The sequence below is a fragment of the Flavobacterium sp. UBA6195 genome (assembly GCF_002422095.1).
GTDB lineage: Bacteria > Bacteroidota > Bacteroidia > Flavobacteriales > Flavobacteriaceae > Flavobacterium.
In genome coordinates this window covers 3,744-25,832 of record NZ_DITB01000080.1, presented here as the reverse complement: position 1 = coordinate 25,832, position 22,089 = coordinate 3,744, and the positions used below count along the sequence as shown (strand labels likewise).

Annotated in this window: 21 protein-coding genes and 1 tRNA gene; 3 read left to right on the top strand and 19 right to left on the bottom strand. The window is 33.1% G+C overall.

Going from position 1 to position 22,089, the window contains the following annotated elements:
* Positions 1-70: 70 nt before the first annotated feature.
* The 17 genes from B4I81_RS07165 to mraZ all read right to left on the bottom strand — a co-directional run bounded on the left by B4I81_RS07165 (position 71) and on the right by mraZ (position 18,043).
* A complete protein-coding gene (locus tag B4I81_RS07165; RefSeq protein ID WP_291109158.1) occupies positions 71-487 on the bottom strand; it encodes a CBS domain-containing protein in 417 nt (138 codons plus the stop codon).
* 166 nt (positions 488-653) lie between these two features.
* Positions 654-1,508: a zinc-dependent peptidase gene (locus B4I81_RS07160; protein ID WP_291109156.1), complete on the bottom strand. Its 855-nt coding sequence runs from the start codon at positions 1,506-1,508 to the stop codon at positions 654-656.
* An 81-nt stretch (positions 1,509-1,589) separates the two neighbouring features.
* Positions 1,590-1,663 (bottom strand) — tRNA-Arg (locus tag B4I81_RS07155).
* Positions 1,664-1,741: 78 nt separating this feature from the next.
* On the bottom strand, positions 1,742-2,191 hold the full coding sequence (locus B4I81_RS07150; protein WP_291109154.1) for a GatB/YqeY domain-containing protein: 450 nt from the start codon (positions 2,189-2,191) through the stop codon (positions 1,742-1,744).
* 112 nt (positions 2,192-2,303) lie between these two features.
* The gene (ftsZ, locus tag B4I81_RS07145; RefSeq protein ID WP_291109152.1) at positions 2,304-4,286 is read right to left on the bottom strand and encodes a cell division protein FtsZ; all 1,983 of its coding nucleotides are present in this window, start codon (positions 4,284-4,286) and stop codon (positions 2,304-2,306) included.
* An 11-nt stretch (positions 4,287-4,297) separates the two neighbouring features.
* On the bottom strand, positions 4,298-5,674 hold the full coding sequence (gene ftsA / locus B4I81_RS07140; protein ID WP_291109150.1) for a cell division protein FtsA: 1,377 nt from the start codon (positions 5,672-5,674) through the stop codon (positions 4,298-4,300).
* A gap of 8 nt (positions 5,675-5,682) precedes the next feature.
* Positions 5,683-6,405 (bottom strand): cell division protein FtsQ/DivIB, encoded by a 723-nt coding sequence (locus tag B4I81_RS07135; RefSeq protein ID WP_291109148.1) that lies wholly within the window; start codon positions 6,403-6,405, stop codon positions 5,683-5,685.
* The gene (gene murC, locus B4I81_RS07130; protein WP_291109146.1) at positions 6,392-7,738 is read right to left on the bottom strand and encodes a UDP-N-acetylmuramate--L-alanine ligase; all 1,347 of its coding nucleotides are present in this window, start codon (positions 7,736-7,738) and stop codon (positions 6,392-6,394) included. The genes B4I81_RS07135 and murC overlap by 14 nt, the downstream gene beginning before the upstream one ends.
* Positions 7,739-7,835: 97 nt before the next feature.
* Positions 7,836-8,924 carry an undecaprenyldiphospho-muramoylpentapeptide beta-N-acetylglucosaminyltransferase gene (gene murG, locus B4I81_RS07125; protein WP_291109144.1) on the bottom strand — a complete coding sequence of 363 codons (1,089 nt, stop codon included), beginning with the start codon at positions 8,922-8,924 and terminating at the stop codon, positions 7,836-7,838.
* The gene (locus tag B4I81_RS07120) at positions 8,924-10,279 is read right to left on the bottom strand and encodes an FtsW/RodA/SpoVE family cell cycle protein (RefSeq protein WP_291109142.1); all 1,356 of its coding nucleotides are present in this window, start codon (positions 10,277-10,279) and stop codon (positions 8,924-8,926) included. The genes murG and B4I81_RS07120 overlap by 1 nt, the downstream gene beginning before the upstream one ends.
* 21 nt (positions 10,280-10,300) lie before the next feature.
* Entirely contained in the window at positions 10,301-11,635 is a 1,335-nt protein-coding gene (gene murD, locus B4I81_RS07115) for a UDP-N-acetylmuramoyl-L-alanine--D-glutamate ligase (protein WP_291109140.1), read from the bottom strand.
* Between the two features lies 1 nt (position 11,636).
* Positions 11,637-12,857: a phospho-N-acetylmuramoyl-pentapeptide-transferase gene (gene mraY / locus B4I81_RS07110; protein ID WP_291109138.1), complete on the bottom strand. Its 1,221-nt coding sequence runs from the start codon at positions 12,855-12,857 to the stop codon at positions 11,637-11,639.
* A 36-nt stretch (positions 12,858-12,893) separates the two neighbouring features.
* The gene (locus B4I81_RS07105; protein WP_291109136.1) at positions 12,894-14,357 is read right to left on the bottom strand and encodes a UDP-N-acetylmuramoyl-L-alanyl-D-glutamate--2,6-diaminopimelate ligase; all 1,464 of its coding nucleotides are present in this window, start codon (positions 14,355-14,357) and stop codon (positions 12,894-12,896) included.
* Positions 14,354-16,336, bottom strand: a complete 1,983-nt coding sequence (locus B4I81_RS07100) for a penicillin-binding protein (RefSeq protein WP_291109134.1) — start codon at positions 16,334-16,336, stop codon at positions 14,354-14,356. The genes B4I81_RS07105 and B4I81_RS07100 overlap by 4 nt, the downstream gene beginning before the upstream one ends.
* On the bottom strand, positions 16,327-16,683 hold the full coding sequence (locus B4I81_RS07095; protein ID WP_291109132.1) for an FtsL-like putative cell division protein: 357 nt from the start codon (positions 16,681-16,683) through the stop codon (positions 16,327-16,329). Before B4I81_RS07095 ends, B4I81_RS07100 begins: the two co-directional genes overlap by 10 nt.
* Positions 16,684-16,689: 6 nt before the next feature.
* Positions 16,690-17,598 (bottom strand): 16S rRNA (cytosine(1402)-N(4))-methyltransferase RsmH, encoded by a 909-nt coding sequence (rsmH, locus tag B4I81_RS07090; RefSeq protein WP_291109130.1) that lies wholly within the window; start codon positions 17,596-17,598, stop codon positions 16,690-16,692.
* Positions 17,573-18,043, bottom strand: coding sequence for a division/cell wall cluster transcriptional repressor MraZ (gene mraZ, locus B4I81_RS07085; RefSeq protein WP_291109128.1), 471 nt, complete (start codon positions 18,041-18,043; stop codon positions 17,573-17,575). The genes rsmH and mraZ overlap by 26 nt, the downstream gene beginning before the upstream one ends.
* 335 nt (positions 18,044-18,378) lie before the next feature.
* Here mraZ and B4I81_RS07080 point away from each other — a divergent pair, with 335 nt between their 5' ends.
* The gene (locus B4I81_RS07080) at positions 18,379-19,134 is read left to right on the top strand and encodes an alpha/beta fold hydrolase (RefSeq protein WP_414655094.1); all 756 of its coding nucleotides are present in this window, start codon (positions 18,379-18,381) and stop codon (positions 19,132-19,134) included.
* Between the two features lie 37 nt (positions 19,135-19,171).
* Complete coding sequence (gene yihA, locus B4I81_RS07075; RefSeq protein WP_291109124.1) at positions 19,172-19,792, top strand: ribosome biogenesis GTP-binding protein YihA/YsxC; 621 nt, start codon at positions 19,172-19,174, stop codon at positions 19,790-19,792.
* A gap of 43 nt (positions 19,793-19,835) precedes the next feature.
* On the opposite strand, the gene gldC is transcribed toward yihA, so the two are convergent.
* Positions 19,836-20,162, bottom strand: coding sequence for a gliding motility protein GldC (gene gldC, locus B4I81_RS07070; protein ID WP_111566049.1), 327 nt, complete (start codon positions 20,160-20,162; stop codon positions 19,836-19,838).
* 2 nt (positions 20,163-20,164) lie between these two features.
* A complete protein-coding gene (gene gldB / locus B4I81_RS07065; RefSeq protein ID WP_291109121.1) occupies positions 20,165-21,127 on the bottom strand; it encodes a gliding motility lipoprotein GldB in 963 nt (320 codons plus the stop codon).
* Positions 21,128-21,207: 80 nt separating this feature from the next.
* Here gldB and nadE point away from each other — a divergent pair, with 80 nt between their 5' ends.
* Complete coding sequence (gene nadE, locus B4I81_RS07060) at positions 21,208-22,014, top strand: NAD(+) synthase (protein ID WP_291109119.1); 807 nt, start codon at positions 21,208-21,210, stop codon at positions 22,012-22,014.
* Positions 22,015-22,089: the final 75 nt, after the last annotated feature.

Below are 22,089 nucleotides of genomic sequence, written 5' to 3'. Positions count from 1 at the left end.
TTATTTTTTATCGGACATTAATGATATAAAAATAATAATTATTTCTAATATTACTATATTTATTACAAAATTAGTATTGATTTATCAAATATTTAATTAAATCTGTTGTCGTAATTATCCCTACCAATAACTCACCTTCACAAACAGGAAGTGCATGAAATTCTTTTTTAGCTAAAATCTCGGCTGCTTCTTTAATTGTTGTTTCAGGAGAGATAGAAACTATTTTTTTAGCCATAACTTGTTCTACGGTAAACATATTATAAACTGTTGTATCTACATCATCCTCGTCATCAATTGCATCAGCAAAAGAGATTCGTAAAAGATCGGTATAACTTAACATCCCTACAATTTTGTTACTATAAACAACAGGAATGTGTCGTATGTGATGCTTTTTAAATAGCATTTCGGCTTTAGTTAAATCATCTGATAAATTTAACTTTACTACGTTTTTTGTCATTATTGTTGACACAGGAACCTTTTGTTTCATAAGTGTAAGTTTTAAATGTTAATGTCACTTATGTTATCGCTTTTCTGTAAAAGAATTTAAAAATTAAAATTGATTATGAAGCGACTTCATGACCTTGAGTTTATACTGACATAAAGTTACTCAATAATTAAGCATCAAAACATGATATATGTCAGAAAACAAAAGACTATTCTGAAATGAAATATTTTTCATTAAAATTAATCATATGCTTCACTTTCAAAAAGATAGAAGGAAATTTTTGTTTAAATTCTTCTGGAGATTCAAAGAAATATTCTAACAATACTGCTACAAATTCAAATTGGTTTTCGTAAGCATAATCACGTAAAAAACCAGATTCAATTAGACGCTGTTTTACTTCCGGTTTTGAAACTACTCGGAATAAATTTTGAAGTGATTCATTAAATAATACAAAAGTTGCTTTATCACTTTTTAAGGCATAAATATGAAAAGCGTGTGTAAACTCATGCAATCCTAAATTCAGATTATCATTTGTAATATCAATTCCTTCTTTAAAATGTTTCCACGAAAAAACAATACATTCCATTCTTGGATTGAATTCACCTTTATGGTAATTATCATTTTGAGACGAATAGTAAATATCTGGATAAATGACAATTCTTTTAAAAAGCGGATTCAAATATTCACGCATTCCAAAGGTTAACATCACATAAGTTGCAGAAATAGTTACTTTCATTTCTTCTGTAACTTCAATATCTCTTCCTTCAAAATTGTAATGAAAAATTAACTTAGCTACTCGGTGTTCAAAATAACGCTTGTATTTAGGCTTTAATCTATTATAAAAATGAAAATTAGAAGTTAAAATATGCTTTCTAGAATCGCTTAACTTTAAAAAATTCAAATTAGCAAATACAACTAATGGCTTTTTGTAATTTCGCAAATACACAATCTCTGTAACATAAAATGCAAAAACAAAAAATATTGTTGCAAAAGGCGCTACCACTATAAACATTCCAATGTAATCAGCTAAAAATAATTCGTGTTCTACAGGTGGAGGATTCATTTGTTTGAGACTATCTTACAAATAACGTAAAAATAATGTGTTTAAAAAAAATAAACGTCAAGAAATCTTGACGTTTATTTGTGACCTCGGCAGGATTCGAACCTGCAACCCTCAGAGCCGAAATCTGATATTCTATCCAGTTGAACTACGAAGCCTTTTTTAAGAGAATAGAGCAATGAAGAAAAAATAAAGACCTCAATCTTTGCTCTTTTATCTTTGTTCTTTCTTCTTATTTAAACCAATAATTTCTTTACAATTCCAGAAATTAATTTTCCTTCTGCTTGTCCTCCAATTTGAGCTGTTGCTAATCCCATGACTTTACCCATTGAAGCAATCCCTGAAGCACCAGTTTCTGCAATGATTTTAGCAATGATTGCTTCTACTTCAGCTTCTGATAACTGAGCTGGTAAAAACTTCTCAATTACAGCAATTTGCGCTAATTCTGGTTCTGCTAAATCAGGACGGTTTTGCGTGGTGAAGATTTCAGCACTATCCTTACGCATTTTAACTAATCGTTGTAACATTTTGATTTCCTGATCTTCTGACAAACCATCTCCTGCTCCAGCTTCTGTTTTAGCTAAAATAATTGCCGATTTAATAGCTCTTAGCGCTTCTAAAGCTACACTATCTTTTGCTTTCATGGCTTCTTTCATGTGGTCCATGATTTTTGCTTCTAAACTCATATATTTATGTTTATTGTTTGTGAATTTTTGTTTTTTAAATGTATTGCAAAAGTAATAAAAAAACCCGAAAATTGCTCTTCGGGTTTTAATGGGTAGGTTAGTTTGTAATAGATTAATCTACATTATCGTGAAGGAACGAATTGTTTGAACGAAGTTGAATATCATCGTTACTATCGATTCCTAGTGAAATTCTAGACTGATTGCTGTTGTTGTTAGGTTGTGATGCAACATCTAACCCCATTCTTTTGTATGCTGGAATTCTTTCAAATTCATCAATTTGTGCATTGTTGTTGAATTTATGATTGAATTCTTTCATTTTTCTTTTACGTTCTTCGGCTCTGAATTTTAATGTTTCTTCGATTGACATCTCTAATGGAGATACGTTATCTAATTGAGCTGCATCTTCAAACTTTTGAACGCTTGTTTTCATGGTGAAGTTTAACTCCTCATCTAATGGCTCGCTAACAACTTCAATAGGCTTTGAAACTACTAATTCTTCTTCTTTTTCCAAGTAATCTTCTAACGAATATTTGATAATTCCGTTTTGATTTACTTCCGTAACTGGAACCACATTAATTGGATCTTTCACTTCCATTTGACGTGTTTCTGGAGTTAATTCGAAAATTATTGTATTTTCTTGAACCACAGTTTCCTCTTTAGTAGCAAATAAATCGAATGAAAAACTGATTTCTTCTTCTTTAGCTACTACAAATTCAGGATCTTTTACTTCGATTTCTCTGATTTGTGGTGTTATGATTTCGAATGTAGGTGCTACATTTGATGTTATTACTTCAAATGTAACATCGATATTTTTAATCAACTCAGAAGTTGGAACTAAATCCATAGCTGGAGCAACTGGAGTATGAATTTCAAACTTTGGATCCTCTACTTCTTCTTCTAAAGTGAAAACGATTTTTTGTTCTACCACTTCGTCACAAATAGGATTGATGATATCCGCTTTAATTTCTTCTACTTTTGGAGTTTCAAAAATTGGGTTATTAACCGTAATGTTTGAAGCAGCTTTATTCATTAATTCGTGAACAATTTTTTGTTCATCTTCTAACGAATGAATAATTTTCTTTGGTTCTGTATTTACGATTTCAGCTTGTTGCTCAATGTTAAAACCTGTAGCGATAACTGTTACCGAAATAGCTTCACCTAAAGCTTCTTCTTCACCAACACCCATAATGATGTTTGCATTGTAACCCGCTTCAGACTGAATGAAATCATTGATTTCTCCGATTTCATCGATTGTAATTTCATTCGCTTCATCTGTTCCAGAAACGATTAACAACAATACATTTTTAGCACCTGTAATTTTGTTATCGTTCAATAATGGAGAATCTAAAGCACTCATAATCGCCTGTTTTGCTCTTTCAGGTCCTGACGCAGTTGCAGAACCCATGATAGCAGTACCACTATTTGACAATACTGTCTTAGCATCTTTAAGGTCGATATTTTGTGTATAGTGGTGTGTAATTACTTCAGCAATTCCTCTTGATGCAGTTGCTAATACTTCATCCGCTTTAGAGAAACCTGCTTTGAAACCTAAGTTTCCATACACTTCACGTAATTTATTATTATTGATAACAACTAAAGAATCTACTTGTTTACGTAAACGTTCTACTCCAGCTAACGCTTGCTCAGAGCGAACTTTTCCTTCAAATTGGAAAGGAATTGTAACAATACCTACTGTTAAAATGTCGCGCTCTTTTGCCAATTGCGCAATTACAGGAGCCGCACCCGTTCCAGTTCCTCCACCCATTCCTGCGGTGATGAAAACCATTTTGGTATTGCTGTCCAACATTTTTTCAATTTCGGCAATACTTTCAATAGCAGACTGTTGACCTACTTCAGGATTAGCACCAGCTCCTAAACCTTCTGTTAAGCTAACACCTAACTGAATTTTATTTGGCACAGGACTATTTTGTAATGCCTGAGAATCAGTATTACAAACTACAAAATCAACACCTTTAATACCTTGTTTAAACATGTGGTTAATGGCATTGCTACCTCCACCACCAACGCCAATCACTTTGATTACGTTAGATTGGTTTTTTGGTAAATCGAATGAAATGTTTCCAAATTCTGACATAGTATCTCCTTTTATTCTGCGTTATCTAAAAATTCTTTAATCTTATCAATGTATTTATCAAAAAACGAACGCTTGATTTTGTCATCAGTTGTTTCGTGTTTGATAGGTTGAGTTGCTTTTGGCTCCTCTTTTTCTTCATCAGCAATTGGCTCTTCCACCACTACTTGAGGGCGAACCACCACTGGTTCTTCTTTTTTCATTTCTACAAACGGAGTAGCACTTTTGGTATTATTTCTAATACTATTCATTACTAAACCAACCGCTGTAGCATATAATGGACTTGACAATTCTTCGTCTGAATCTCCAGCTAAATGCTCGTTTGGATAACCAATTCTAGTATCCATTCCAGTAATGTATTCTACTAGCTGTTTAATGTGTTGCAATTGCGCTCCACCTCCTGTTAATACAATACCTGCAATTAGTTTTTTCTTAGGATCTTCGTGTCCGTACAATTTAATTTCAGCATATACTTGTTCAATAATTTCCACAACTCTAGCGTGAATAATTTTTGACAAGTTTTTTAACGAAATTTCTTTTGGTTCTCTACCTCTTAAACCTGGAATAGAAACAATTTCGTTGTCTTTATTTTCTCCTGGCCAAGCAGAACCAAAACGAGTTTTCAATAACTCCGCTTGTTTTTCGATGATTGAACATCCTTCTTTAATATCTTCCGTAATAACGTTTCCTCCGAAAGGAATAACAGCTGTATGACGAATGATTCCATCTTTAAAAATGGCTAAATCGGTTGTTCCACCACCTATATCAATTAAAGCAACTCCTGCTTCTTTTTCTTCCTGACTCAATACTGCATCAGCCGAAGCTAATGGTTCTAATGTTAATCCAGACAATTCTAATCCGGCACTTTTGATACATCTTCCTAAATTGCGAATCGATGCCGCTTGCCCAACCACTACGTGAAAACTAGATTCTAATCTTCCACCGTACATTCCGATAGGCTCTTTAATTTCGGCTTGACCGTCGATTTTAAATTCTTGTGGCAACACGTGAATAATTTCTTCACCTGGCAACATCGCTAATTTGTGCACTTGCCCAATAAGCGTATCAATATCAGCATCACCTATTACTTCTTCTGCATTTGGGCGACTGATATAATCACTATGTTGAATACTACGGATGTGTTGTCCTGCAATACCCACCACAACATCATTAATTTTATAACCTGAATCGTTTTCAGCATCGGTAACCGCTTGCTGAATTGATTGAATGGTTTGTGTAATATTATTTACAACACCTCTATGAACACCTAAACTTTTTGATTTTCCTACTCCGAGAATCTCAAGCTTACCGTATTCATTCTTCTTTCCTATCATTGCTACAATCTTAGTTGTACCAATGTCTAATCCTACTGCAATGTTGTCTTTGTTCATAACTTCATTTATTTCTTACAAACCACTTGTTGAATAAACATCAAGTTTACTTCTTTATAATTTTTTATCAATGTATCTTTAATAGCTTGATGGTAAAAAGCTTTGTAATTCTTTAGCTTTCTTTCCTCATTTTTTGGTTTTCCAAATACTATCTTATAATCATAACTTCTGTTGGTTAATACCACATTTCCAGAAGGCATAATCTTAGCCGCCGTAATTTTTTTGCTTAAGAAATCATCATTTTTGATTTCGTTAAACAACTTCAAATATGACTTACAATTTTCTTCACTTATTGCGCCGACAACCAGCGGAACACGTGCCGAAAAATTTTCCGATAATGATATTTTATCTCCTTTTGAATCAAGATAGTAACTATCAACATCAGTAATAACTCTTACGATAGGGGTCTTTTGAGTAATACGCATATTTAGAAATCCGTCTGCTGTTGAAAAAATTTGTGCTTTTTCAATCATCTCGTGATCATCGAGAACAGTTTCTAAAGTATTCAAATCTACTTTATCTTTTTGTATTGATGAAGTACCTCCTAAATTTTGTATTAACAAGTTATTAACCATTTCATGTGTTAAAAACATATTCTCATTCGACTCAAATTTGATGTCTATCTTACTGATTTTACGCTGACTATTTCTTTTTGACGAAAAAGAGTACAAGAAAATCATAATAAAAATGATTAACACCAAGCGAATAGTATGCCAATTAATTCTTCTCATGAAGCGCTTTTTTTAGGTCTTTTACTAACTCACCAATATCACCCGCACCAATCGTTACAAACACATCGGCATCAGAATTTTCAAAAACGGTGAACAACTGGTCTTTGTTGACTAATTTCTTATTTGGATTATTAATTTTATTCAACAACCAAGTCGAATTTACACCTTCCATTGGCAACTCGCGAGCTGGATAAATTTCTAATAATAAAATCTCATCGAATTGACTTAAACTTTCTGCAAAACCATCCACAAAATCTTTCGTTCTACTGAACAAATGAGGTTGAAAAGCCGCAATGATTTTTTTACCTGGATACAATTCACGAACCGCTTGATGCACCGCGTTAATTTCGGTTGGATGATGTGCGTAATCATCAATATAAACTAATTTTTCTTCTCTAATTTGAAACGAAAAACGTCTTCTTACTCCTTTAAAACTTGCTAAAGCATTAATTATCTTCTCATTTGAAACACCATACGATTTCGCCATTGCAAATGCCAACAAAGCATTCGTCAAATTATGATGACCTGGTAAGCCAAATTTTACATTTTTAACTACTTCGGTTGGTGTTTTCACATCGAATACATAAAATCCGTTTTCAATTCGGATGTTTTGAGCCGAAAAATCAGCATCGTTATTAACTCCGATAGTATTTCCTTCTAATGGCAATCCTTTGATTATGTATAAATTTTCGCTTGGCGTTTTGGCTGCAAATTCTCTGAATGATTCCTCAATGCTTGCTGCATCTCCATAAATATCCAAATGATCCGCATCCATAGAAGTTACACAAGAAACGTTTGGATGCAAATGCAAAAACGAACGATCAAATTCATCTGCTTCCACCACCGTAACCGTTTTTCCAGAACCAATTAAATTGGAATTATAGTTTTCGACAATTCCACCTAAAAAAGCCGTAACATCTACACCACTCTCATATAAAACGTGACCTAAAATACTTGAAGTAGTTGTTTTTCCGTGCGTTCCTGCAACAGCGAAACAATAGGTATCTTTCGTTATAATTCCTAAAACTTCAGCACGCTTTTTAATAGTAAATCCTCTTTCGATGAAATAATTCCATTCGGAATGTGAAACTGGAACGGCTGGCGTTACGATTACCAATGTATTTTCAACATAAAAATCGGTTGGAATTAAATTGATATTATCTTCAAAATGAATTTCTAAACCTACAGCTTGTAACTCATCGGTTAACTGCGTTGGTGTTTTATCATAACCTACTACTTTTTTTCCAATGTATTGAAAATAGCGAGCAAGAGCACTCATTCCGATGCCTCCGATGCCTATGAAATAAACGTTATGTATTTGATTTAGATTCATTCTCAAATTCAATTTCAAGTTCAAAATTCAATTTCAAACTTTTATTATTTACTTTTTTATTGAGCTTGTTCTTGTAATTGAACTTGCTCTTGAAATATTATTTTATTAGCTTTATTATCTCTTCAACAATATCTTTTGTTGCGTTTGGCAGTGCTAATTTTTTTATGTTTTGACTTAATTCCGATTGCTTACTTTCGCTTGAAATTAAATCGGAAAAAACCGTTTCAAATTGCGTTTCTAATTCTGATTCTCTTATCAAAATAGCTCCGTTTTTATCTGAAATTGCTTTAGCGTTTTTCGTTTGATGATCTTCGGCAACATTTGGTGACGGAATGAAAATCGTTGGTTTTCCTACAATACATAATTCCGAAACGGATGATGCTCCTGAGCGCGAAATTACAACATCTGCAGCAGCGTAAACCAAATCCATTCTATCAATAAAAGCTACTACTTGAACGTTTTCTTTTTCATTATATTTTGAGTAATCATTCAAATATAATTTTCCGCATTGCCAAATGATTTGAATATTTTGACTCAATAGAAAATCCAATTCTTTTTCAATCAATTGGTTGATTCTTCTAGCACCTAAACTTCCGCCTAAAACCAACAATGTTTTTTTATTTGCATCTAATTTAAAATAAGCGATAGCTTCACTTTTGTTTGCTTCATTAATCAAATCTTGACGTACTGGATTTCCAGTTAAAATCATTTTATCTTTTGGAAAAAATCGTTCCAAATTTTCGTAAGCAACACAAATTTTATTCGCTTTTTTAGCTAATAATTTATTCGTGATTCCAGGATACGAATTCTGCTCTTGAATTACTGTTGGAATTCCCAAAATTGAAGCCACTTTCAAAACAGCACCGCTGGCAAAACCTCCGGTTCCAATTACTACATCAGGCTTGAAACTTTTGATAATTCGGAATGAATTCCACATACTTGAAAGCAGTTTGAATGGAAACATCGCATTATCTAAAGTTAATTTTCGTTGAATTCCCGAAATCCACAATCCTTTAATCGCATAACCCGCTTGAGGCACTTTTTGCATTTCCATTTTATCTTTGGCACCTACAAAAAGAAACTCCGCTTCAGGAAAACGAGATTTTAATTCGTTCGCAATCGCAACGGCTGGATAAATATGTCCGCCTGTTCCGCCTCCGCTTATTATGAATCTTGGTTTTTTCATTATTTTTTATTTAAAACTGCGTTCATTGGATTTTGTCCGTTTACTAACACATCTCCGTTTTCATCTTCGATTAAAGATTCTCTAATCGAACTTTTAATATCGTTTATTTTTTGCTGATTTTCATCGGCATCTTTCTCTTCATTCAAAGCCACTTGCGCATCGATAATTTGCTGTAAAGCCTCATCACGTTTGCGTTTTTCCTCTAAATCTAATGCTACTTCTTCTTCTTTCTTGGTCACACTTAGAATAATTCCGACAGCAATACATGTCATCCAAATCGAAGTTCCTCCACTACTAATCAACGGCAAAGGCTGACCTGTTACTGGTAACAACTCGACAGCAACACCCATATTTACAAATGCTTGAAATATGATTGGAAAACCAAGACCAATAATCAATAATTTTCCGAATAAACTAGTAGCCTTTTGAGCATTGATAACAAATCGAATTAACAATAATAAATACAATCCGATGATAGTTACCGCTCCAACTAATCCCCATTCTTCTACAATAATGGCGAAAATAAAATCAGAAGAAGACTGCGGTAGGAAATTTTTCTGAACACTTTTTCCAGCTCCTAATCCAATTACTCCACCAGAAGCGATAGCGATTTTTGCTTTTTCAATTTGGTAATCATCTTCGTTTGGCGTGTCTTTTGTAAAACGTTCGATACGCTTTTCCCAAGTATTAACCCTATTGAAATATTTATTATCTGGAAAAGCTTTGCCTAATAAAATAAACAAAAGTAGTGCGGAGAATCCCATTGCTAAAACAATCCCTAAATACTTTAAAGGGTATTGACCAATAAAAATTAACATGCAAATCATTGCGAAAATTAAAGCTGTTGTTGAAAAATTGGCTGGTAAAATCAATGCCAAAACCGCTCCAACAGGAATCCATAATTCCAAAAAAGATTCTTTAAAAGAATACTCTTTATCACTTACTTTTGCTAAATATCTAGCTACATAAACCATTAATATTATAAAGGCTAAAGTAGAAGTTTGAAAACTCACCCCTACAAACGGAATTTGAATCCAACGACTAGCATTTGCACCACCAATTTCTGTTCCTTTAAACAAAGTATAAACCAATAACAAAACCACTAAAGGAATTCCAAAAATAGATAACGCTTTGAAATAGTGATAAGGCATTTTATGAATCCAATAAATGATTCCAAATCCCAATAATACATGAACCGCATGTTTAAACAAATGTCCTATCGTAGTTCCGTTACCCACAACATAAACTAAGTTGGTACTAGCACTATAAACAGGTAAAAAAGAGACTAGAGCTAATAGAAAAACTATAGCCCAAATGGTTTTATCTCCTCTTAATTTACCAATGATATCGAACATTTTATTGTTTATTGCTTATTGTTACAAATTGTGAACTGCTTGTTTAAATTGTCTACCTCTGTCTTCATAGTTTTCGAATAAATCAAAACTTGCACATGCTGGTGACAATAACACACTTTCACCTTTTTCTGCCAAACGTTGTGCTAACTGAACTGCTTCAGACATGGAAGTTGTTTCCACCATAACATCTACTACATTATTAAATGCATTGATAATTTTTGTATTGTCAACTCCTAAACAAACAATAGCTTTTACTTTTTCTCGAACTAACGGCATTAATTCATCATAATCGTTTCCTTTATCAACACCCCCTACAATCCAAACGGTTGGCGTGGTCATACTATCCAAAGCATAAAAAACCGAATTTACATTCGTAGCTTTAGAATCGTTGATATATTGGACTCCTTGAATTTTTAATACTTTTTCTAATCGGTGCTCTACTCCTTGGAAATTAGTTAAACTTTCTCTGATAGTTTGCTTTCTAATGTTCAACAATTGCGCTACAGCAGTTGCTGCCATTGCATTTTTAATGTTGTGCTTTCCTTCTAGTGCTAGTTCGTTGATTGGCATAGTAAATAATTCGTTTTTAATAGTACTGTTGATCTTGTTATCTTCTATAAATCCTCCGTCGTTTTCAGGTTTTCCTGTTAATGAAAAAGGAACTTTATTTGCTTTAATTTTGTTATTCTTTAACCAATTTTGAATCGCTTCGTCTTCATTGTCATATATCAAATAATCGGCTTCTGTTTGATTTTTTGTAATTCTAAATTTTGAATTGATGTACAAACTATAATCGTAATTGTATCGATCCAAATGGTCTGGACTGATGTTGATCAAAATCGCAATATGTGGTTTGTAGTTGATGATTCCATCTAACTGAAAACTACTCAATTCTAACACATAAATATCGTGCTTGTTTTCGGCCACTTGCCAAGCGAAGCTTTTTCCAATATTTCCAGCTAAACCGACATTCAAGCCACCTTGTTTTAACAAGTGATACGTCAAAAGCGTTGTGGTTGTTTTTCCGTTACTTCCTGTAATTCCCACTGTTGTTGCATCGGTAAATTGAATGGCAAATTCGATTTCAGAAATAACTGGAATTCCTTTTTCGATTAGCTTTTTAACAATCGGTGCTTTTTCGGGAATTCCTGGACTTTTCATTACTACATCGGCATTCAGAATTAATTCTTCTGTGTGCTTTTCATCTTCCCAATCGATCCCATTAATGGTAAGAACTTCTTTATAATTTTCTTTTATTTTTCCAAAATCCGATACAAAAACATCGTATCCTTTTTTATTGCCTAATATGGCGGTTCCTACTCCACTTTCGCCTCCGCCTAAAACTACCAATCGCATCTTATCTTAATTTTAAAGAAACGAGTGAGAAAATTGCTAACAGAATTCCCACAATCCAAAAGCGTGTTACAATTCTACTTTCGTGATAGCCTTTTTTCTGATAGTGGTGATGTAATGGCGACATTAGGAAAATTCGTCTTCCTTCTCCGTATTTTTTTTTGGTGTATTTGAAATAACTCACTTGAATCATTACCGATAAATTTTCAGCTAAGAAAATTCCGCAGATAACTGGAATTAATAATTCTTTACGGATTGATATTGCAATTACAGCGATTATTCCTCCAATTGTTAAACTTCCTGTATCACCCATGAATACTGATGCTGGATAAGCGTTGTACCAAAGAAATCCAACTAAAGCTCCAACAAATGCTGCGATATAAACCGTCATTTCACCAGCATTTGGTATGTACATAATGTTCAAATAATCGGAAAAAATGATGTTTCCTGAAACGAAAGTGAACAATCCGAGCGTTAGTACCGAAATTGCGGAAGTTCCTGCGGCTAAACCATCTATTCCATCTGTTAAATTGGCTCCGTTTGAAACTGCTGTGATGATTAAAATTACCATTGGAATGAAAATCAACCAAGCATAATCTTTGTAATCATCACCCATGAATGATAATACTTCCGCGTAATCAAATTCGTTATTTTTAAAAAATGGAATTGTTGTTGCCGTTGATTTTTCTTCTAAATCCGCTGGTTTGATATTGTTTTCAATTTTAACTCTTGATGTTAAAGTGTCTTTACGAACTGTTACATCTGGACTCAAATACAAAACGGTTCCAACGATTAAACCTAAACCAACTTGCCCAATAACTTTGAAAATTCCTTTTAAACCTTGTTTATCTTTCTTGAAAATTTTAATATAATCATCAATAAAACCGATAGTTCCCATCCAAAGCGTGGTCATTATCAATAAAATAATGTAAATGTTATTCAACTTCGCCAATAACAAAACCGGAATTAAAGTCGCCAAAATGATAATAATTCCTCCCATTGTTGGCGTTCCTGCTTTAGCGGTTTGACCTTCTAAACCAAGTTCACGAACCGTTTCACCTACTTGCTGATTTCTTAAATAGTTGATGATTTTTTTTCCATAAATCGTAGCAATTAATATGGACAAAATAAAAGCTAATGCCGAGCGAAAAGTAATGTATTGAAACACTCCCGCTCCAGGAACATCAAAGGCTTTGTCTAAGTATTGAAAGATGTAGTATAACATATTGTTTGCTTAGTTTTAAAGATTAATTATTGGCTTTTATTTGTTTAATTGTTGTAATAACTCAGTTACAATTTGTAAATCGTCGAAATCATGACGGACTCCGTTAATTTCTTGATACGTTTCATGACCTTTTCCAGCGATAAGAATAATATCGTTTGGATTTGCCAATTGACAAGCGGTTTTAATAGCTTGTTTTCTATCTAAAATAGAAACCGTTTTTTTAAAATTTTGAGGCTCTACTCCTTTTTCCATTTCTTCGATAATCGTTTCTGGATTTTCGGTTCTTGGATTATCGGATGTAAAAATGGCTTTGTCACTCATTGATGAAGCGATGTTGGCCATAATTGGTCTCTTCGTTTTATCTCTATCACCACCACAACCTACAACTGTAATTAATTGTTCGTTTTTAGTGCGAATATCTTCTATCGTTTTTAATACATTTACTAGTGCGTCAGGTGTGTGAGCATAATCTACGATTGCTGTAATTTTAGAATCGGAAACTATAAATTGAAAACGTCCAGAAACACTTTCTAATTCGGAAAGTAAGCGTAAGGCTTCTGTCTTTTCGATTCCTAATTCAACTGCTACTCCGTAAATAGCTAATAAATTATAAGCGTTGAAAGAACCAATTAATTTTACCCAAACTTCATTATCGTTGATTTTTAATAACAATCCTGATAATTGATTTTCTAAAATTTGCGCTTTGTAATCGGCATAGGATTTTAAAGCGTAAGTTAATTTTTTAGCCTTTGTATTTTGAAGCATAACAGCTCCGTTTTTATCATCTATATTCGTTAAAGCAAAAGCATTTTTAGTCAAACTATCAAAGAATGCTTTTTTCACATCTCTGTATTCAGCAAACGTATTGTGATAATCTAAATGATCGTGTGATAAATTGGTGAAAACGCCACCTTCAAAACGTAAAGCTTCCGTTCTTTTTTGATGAACTCCGTGCGAGGACACTTCCATAAAGCAAAACTCACAACCTTCTTGAACCATTAAATCTAGAAACTTATTAATCGTTAAAGAATCTGGAGTGGTATGTGTTGCTTTAAATTCTTGTTCGTCAACCATAATTTTAACGGTTGATAACAAACCAACTTTATAACCAGCTTTTTTGAATAATTGGTATAATAATGAAGCAATTGTAGTTTTACCATTTGTTCCTGTTACACCAACTAATCTTATGTTTTCAGAAGGATTTTCGTAGTAATTAGCTGCTAAAAACGCTAACGCTTCGTTAGAATCTTTTACTTTAATATAAGTAACACCGTTTACAATTACACTTGGGAATTCTTCACAAATTACCGCAATAGCACCTAGACTTAGTGCTTTTTCAATATAATCATGACCGTCAGAAAGTGTTCCTCTGATAGCTACAAAAACATCGTTCAATTCAATTTTTCTCGAATCGAATTCAATTTTTGAAACAGTAACATCGGTAGTTCCATGAACTGCTTCAATGTGTACTTTATATAATATGTCTTTTAATTGCTTCAAGATAATTCGATTATGATGGTTTGATTTTTGTTAAAAGCTTGTCCCGATGTTAAGGATTGTTTTTTAACTCTTCCCACACCAATAACTTTTACTTTTAATCCTAAATTTTCTAATAAGGCTACAGCGTCCATTCCGTCCATTCCTTTCACATTTGGAACAATTAGCTCTTCTGCAACAACTTTTTTATAATATTCTGCGTATTTATTTTCTTCTGAAATTACTTTTGCATCTATATTTTTAACATGATTCATTGAAGGAGAATCGGTAAATATTTTTTGTGCGATTCTTTTAAAAACAGGCCCAGCAACATCCGCTCCATAATATCCAGCGGCAACATTTGGTTTGTGAACTACTACGATGCATGAATATTTAGGCTTATCAGCCGGAAAATATCCTACAAAAGAAGATGCGTAATACAACTGTGACTTATCTTTATAATTTACCTGAGCTGTTCCTGTTTTTCCTGCCATTGAGAAATCTTTGGAATACAATTTAGAACCAGTTCCTTTTTTTACTACGTTTTCTAAAACGGCATGAACTTTATTCAAAGTCTCTTGAGAACAAATTTTCGGATTGATAACTTGTGTATCAAATTTTTTGATGGTTTTATTCCATTCTTTTATTTCGCTAACGAAAATGGGTTTTACCATTACTCCGTCATTAGCAACTGCGTTGTATAAAGTCAAGGTTTGCAATGGTGTAACGGATAATCCATAACCAAAAGCCATCCAAGGCAATGCTACTCCCGACCATCTATCTGTTCCTGGTTGCGGAATAATTGGAGTTCCTTCACCTTTTATTGGTAAACCAAGAGGTTTGTTTAATCCGTAACTATTGATTCTATCTACAAATTGTTTTGGATTATTTTTATAACTTTCATAAACCGATTGTACTAAAACGGTGTTGGATGACAACTCAAACCCTCTTGCTAGAGAAATTTTTCCGTAACCTTTACCATTAGAATCTTTAACAGATCTTCCGTAATATTGAATTCTACCACCTTTTGAATCATAAATAGTACTCGTATCTGCTTTTTTATCATCTAAAACCGCAATCAAATCCATCAACTTGAAAGTCGAACCTGGCTCATGCGATTCAGTAATAGCATAATTTTGTGTTTCATAATACGAACCATCTTCAGCTCTTCCCAAATTTGAGATGGCTTTAACATGACCTGTTTTAGTTTCCATTACCACTACGCAACCATGATCGGCGCTATAATATTCCAATTGTTTTAATAAAGCGTGATGCGCAATATCTTGAATATAAACATCAATTGTAGAAATAATATCGTAACCATCTTGTGGTTCTTTTTCGTTTACATCATTAATAGGTTTCCACTGATTTTTTGCAATTTTTTGCATCATTCTGTGTCCATTTTTCCCGTTCAAATAATTGCGGAAAGCGTATTCCAAACCTTTTCCATCTTCATTTGAACGTTCGTAACCGATAGTTCTTTTCGCTACTAATCCGATTGGGTGTTCTCTCACAATTTTTTGCTCGATAATCAATCCGCCTTTATTGGCTCCTTTATTAAATAATGGAAATGATTTCAAACGCATTTGATCGGTATAACTTAACTTTTTTGCAATGAATAAATAGCGACTCTTGTTTGCGCGTGCTTTTTGCAATTTTGCTTGATAATGCCCTGATGACTTTCCAAACATCACAGCAAGTGAATCTGAAAGCGCTTTAATATTTTCTTTAAAAAGTTCCGATGAAGGCGCCACAGCATCAAAATAAATAGAATATTCTGGAATTGATGTTGCCAATAAACTTCCATCAGCCGAATATACATTTCCTTTGTTTGCAGGAATAGTAAAATTTTTAACAGTTCTTTCTTTTGCTAATTTTCGGTAATAAGAACCTTCTACCCATTGAATATTATTAAGTTTTATCAATACAAGAACAGCCATCATGAAAAACATGAAGGCTACAAAATACATGCGGTACGATATTTTTTTATCTTCTACTGCCATATTTTTAATTTATCCCAAAAATTCTTTTTATTATCTTTACTTTCAACCACTATCTTTAAAGGCGGAACTTCAGATGGAAAAATTTTACGAGCTTCCATTTTTTTTGCCACAGTAGATTCCATTTTTAACTTCATCAATTCCGAGCGACGATCCACAAATTCAGAACGCAATTCCTTTACTTCATTATTCAATTCTGTAATTCGATAATTTTTTGCATCGTATTGATGATTATTTGCAATAGCCATCATTCCTAAGATTACCAAAAAAACGATGAATTTCCAGTTCTTAAGAGCGTCATCACTTATAAGAAATTTTGCTTTTAGTAAACTGTAGATTCCGTTTTTCATGTTTGGTTATATTTTCTCTGCTACTCTTAGTTTTGCACTACGTGCTCTGTTGTTTGATGCTATTTCCTCTTCTGTAGGAACAATTAATTTTTCAATAATTTTGAAAGGAACTTTAAAATTTCCGAAGAAATCTCTTTCGGGTTCTCCTTCAAACATGCCGTTTCGCATGTAACGTTTTACCAATCTGTCTTCTAATGAGTGATACGAGATAACACTCAGTCGGCCGCCGGGTTTTAGAATCTCGAGCGATTGTTCTAAAAACTCTTTCAACACATCCATTTCCTGATTGACTTCAATACGAATGGCTTGGTATATTTGAGCTAAAATTTTATTGCTTTTATGTCCAGGTAAAAATTTTGCCAACACTTTTTTTAATTCGTCCGAATTTCGAATTTCTTTATCTTTTCGAGCGGTTACGATTACATTTGCCATTGCTCTTGCGTTTTTTAATTCGCCGTAATCAAATAACACTCTAGCAATATCTTGTTCATCGTATTCGTTTACTACGTGATACGCACTGACATCGCCTTTTTGATTCATTCGCATATCCAATTCAGCATCAAAACGAGTTGAAAAACCTCTTTCTGCAACATCAAATTGGTGGGATGAAACCCCTAAATCAGCTAAAATTCCATCTACTTGCTTGATTCCGTGGAAACGTAAAAAACGTTTTATGAATCTGAAATTTTCGTTGATTAAAGTAAATCGCTCGTCGTCAATTGCATTTTTCAATGCATCTAAATCTTGGTCAAAAGCAAATAATTTTCCATTTTTGGCCAAACGACTCATAATTTCTCTCGAGTGACCGCCACCACCAAAAGTAACATCCACATATACTCCATCTGGATGAATATTCAATCCATCAACTGTTTCTTTTAACAATACTGGATTATGATATTCCATCTTCGTCGTCATTAAAATTACCCATTACTTCTTCTGCCAAGTCTGCGAAATCACCCACAGCGTTTTCAATCGCATTTTCGTACTTATCTTTATCCCAAATCTCGATGATATTAATAGCTGAATTCAACACAATATCTTTATCAATTTGAGCAAAAACCACTAAATCTTTCGGAATCAAAAGTCGTCCTGTTGCATCAATCTCAATCATTTTAACTCCTGCTGTAAATCTTCTAATAAAATCATCATTTTTTTTATTGAAACGATTTAGCTTATTGATTTTCAACATCATTTTATTCCATTCCGCCATTGGAAATAATTCCAAACAAGGTTGAAAAACCGAACGTTTCAACACGAAACCATCCTCTAAAGAACCTAATTGTTTCTTTAGCGAAGTAGGAAGCATCAACCTTCCTTTAGCATCCACTTTACACTCGTATGTTCCGATTAATGTTTTCAACTTTTCTTTTTGATTAGAATATGGACAAATTTAGAAAAAATTTACCACTTTTTACCACATACTACCACTTTGTTAATAAGTTTTTGGATTTTAAAACTCGGTTTTCCACTTTTAACAAAGTAATATTTGCAAAATCAAGATTTGAGAAGTGATTATTCTTAAAAATCAAACGCTACTTTTTTCTGCTTTAGAAATTAAAAACTTATAAAATTGTTGATAACTAACATTTTACAAGCTGTAAAAACTTAAAAACAACTCTGTTAAATTTTTCTTTTCATTCTTTAATAAAATAGTATATTTGTCAAACATTAGAACTAATACCTTAAGTGGAACTTATGTTAAAAAAAGAAAAAAAATACACCTATTTTGAAGCTGGCGAAGGCACCCCAATAATCATTCTTCATGGTTTAATGGGCGGCCTAAGTAATTTTGATGGTGTGGCAAATTTTTTTCCTCCTAAAGGATATAAAGTGGTGATTCCAGAATTACCTATTTACACACAAAATATTTTAAAAACCAACGTTAAAGCCTTTTCAAAATTTGTTAAAGAATTTATTATTCATAAAGGATTTGATCACGTAATTCTTGTTGGAAATTCGCTAGGCGGACATATCGGATTGTATTTTACCAAGATGTATCCAGAACTTGTAAAAGCGTTAGTAATTACAGGAAGTTCAGGTTTGTATGAAAGTGGAATGGGTGAAAGTTACCCAAAACGCGGTGATTACGAATACATCAAAAAGAAAGCGCAAGACGTTTTTTATAATCCAGAAATTGCAACTAAGGAAATTGTTGACGAAGTTTTTGCAACAGTTAACGACAGAATCAAATTGATTAAAACCTTAACAATTGCCAAAAGCGCTATTCGTCATAACATGGCAAAAGATTTACCAAAAATGACGACTCCAACATGTATTATTTGGGGTAGAAATGACAAAGTAACACCTCCAAATGTTGCCGAAGAATTTGATAAATTGTTACCCAATTCAGAATTATTTTGGATTGAGAAATGTGGACATGCTGCCATGATGGAGCATCCTGAAACATTTAATCAAATTTTGTTTGATTGGTTACAAAAGAAGAATTTATAATAGTTCCCCTTTTTGGGGAATTTTATTTTAGAATACTATGAAAATTAATACCGCCGAATTCGTAATTAGTAATTCAGAAGTGGATAAATGTCCAAAAGATCGCTTACCTGAATACGCTTTTATTGGTCGTTCAAATGTAGGAAAATCATCCTTGATTAATATGTTGACGAACCATAAAAATTTGGCAAAAACCTCATCAAAACCCGGAAAAACCCAGTTAATTAATCACTTTAAAATCAATAATAATTGGTTTTTAGTGGATTTACCAGGTTATGGTTATGCTCGAGTTTCTAAGAAAACCAAAGCCGTTTTCCAACAATTTATTATGGATTATTTTGAGCAAAGAGAGCAATTGGTTTGCGCCTTTGTTTTAATCGACATTCGATTAGAAGCTCAAAAAATCGATTTGGAATTCATGGAATATTTGGGAGAAAGCGAAATTCCGTTTGCGATTATTTTTACCAAATCAGATAAATTGGGAAAAAACAAAGTCAACAATCATGTTGAAGCTTACAAGAAACAATTGTTAGCAGGCAATTGGGCTGAAATGCCTCCTTATTTTGTTACCTCATCATTAGAAGCTATTGGTAGAGAAGGAATTTTGGAATATATCGGTCAAATTAATGAAGATATTTTTAAAGATAATGGATTTGTTTAATAAATAAACAAAACAAAAAAGTCGCTAATAATAGCGACTTTTTTTATGCTTTTAAATCCATTTTTTCAGCGAAGTAATCACAGAAATCACGCATGGTATCTGACATTTTCTCATCAGCAGTTGCACGCTGAAATGTATCTGCCATTGCAACCAAGGTTTGATGAAAGAATTGTTTCATCTCGTCAACTGGCATATCTTTTGTCCATAAATCAATACGAAGGGTTTCTTTAGCTTTGCTATCCCAAACTGACAATAACATTGCTTTAGCTTCTTCTTGTTCCACTCCACCATCTTGTGCTGTCCATAATAACTTATCTGGAACGTTATTTTCGTCTAAACCTACGGTGATTTTTATATCAGATGTTTTCATATTTATTGCTTCTTTGGTTTGTATTTTGAATTATCGAAAATGGTTTTAGCATCCATTGCTAATAATTGTTCTAAAGTTACATCTTCATTATTTTCCATGTAACTTCTTACGATTTGCCAACCTAACCATTGCCCCACTCTTCCAGGAGTTTGGTTATCAATTTCTAAATAGAATTTTGAAAATGGCGCTGGTCTTATAAATCGCATTTCATTTTTAGGATTAGAATCAAACAATAATTTGTTTTCGACTAAATTACTCCACATAAAATATTCATTCGCTTGACAAAATTTGATTTGCAAATCGGTGTAACCAATTTTATCCGCATCAGAGTAAAATGGAATTAACTTATCCTTTACATACAATTCTTTTCCATAATAAATCATAGCTGATAATAAAGTTCGGTCTGCTGGAGGAGCAATTTTACCGTAACAAAAAGTTGATACTAAATCAGGTAAAATTTGATTTGACTCTAAACTTTGCTTTTTATACTCAGGAAAATCGACATAAAAACGGTGTTCTTTTCCTAGATAACAATCTAATGAGACTAGAGCCAAAGTATCCACATAAAATGCCTTTGCATCTGTATCCACTTCATTAATTAAGGTAATTACTCTTGGCGTTTTGAATTTTGGAAAATAATACTGCACATAGGCAAACATTTTCTCCATATCAGATTCAATTGGACCTAATGTTGGATATTTTATTTGTACTTCTTTGTACAATTCCTTCAATAATGGATTTTTCAACTTATTAACCCAAACCGAATCTGGATTTCCTTCTGGAAAAAAGAATGGATATTGCGCTTTGATTTTTTGCAAATCTTCAGGTTTTGATTGATAAAAAGCTTGATCAAATCGCTCCACTTTAAACTCAACTGGAATTTTTGCAACAGCTTCCTCTACTTTGCTTTCTTCTTTACAAGAACACAAAGCAACAATGACAAGCGCAAATAATAATTTCTTCATATAGGGTATTTTTTATACTTTTATGGAACCAAAATTAGTTTGCAAATATACATTTATCGACTCATAAATTTTCATAAAAAATGACAAATTCTAACACATTTCAAGCCGAAAAAATCAACCAACATATTGTACAATGGTTACACGATTATGCTATTAACGCAAAAGTAAAGGGTTTTGTTGTGGGAATTTCTGGAGGAATAGATAGTGCTTTAACATCTACTTTATGTGCCCAAACAGGATTGCCTACACTATGTATTGAAATGCCTATACATCAAGCGGAAAGTCACGTTAATAGAGCTAATGAGCACATTGACCAGTTAAAAAAGCGTTTCCCAAATGTTTTTAACGAAAGAGCGGATTTGACACCTGTTTTTGAAAATTTTAAAAATCAAGTTCCCTCTAGTGAAAATGAATCGGTATTAAATTTGTCTTTAGCAAACACTCGTGCCCGTTTACGCATGACAACATTATATTATTTTGCAGGATTAAACGGATTTTTAGTAGCCGGAACTGGAAATAAAGTTGAAGACTTTGGCGTAGGCTTTTTTACAAAATATGGCGATGGTGGTGTAGACATTAGCCCTATTGCTGATCTAGTTAAAAGTGAAGTACGTTTACTAGCAACCTATTTACAAGTACCTGAAAGCATTTTAAAAGCTAAACCCACAGATGGCTTGTTTGGTGATGAAAGAAGTGACGAAGACCAAATTGGAGCAAATTATGATGAGCTTGAGTGGGCAATGAAACAAATAGACCAAGGCAAAACTAGTGCCGATTTTTCAGGAAGAGAGGCCGAAGTTTTTAAAATTTTCAGAAGATTAAACAGAGTTAACCAACACAAAATGAATCCTATTCCAATTTGTAAAATTCCTGATAATTTAAAATAATTACATTTTTAATTAACAAGTAATTACATTTTTTTTAGTAACTTTGATATTATATTATTAATACTATAATTTTTT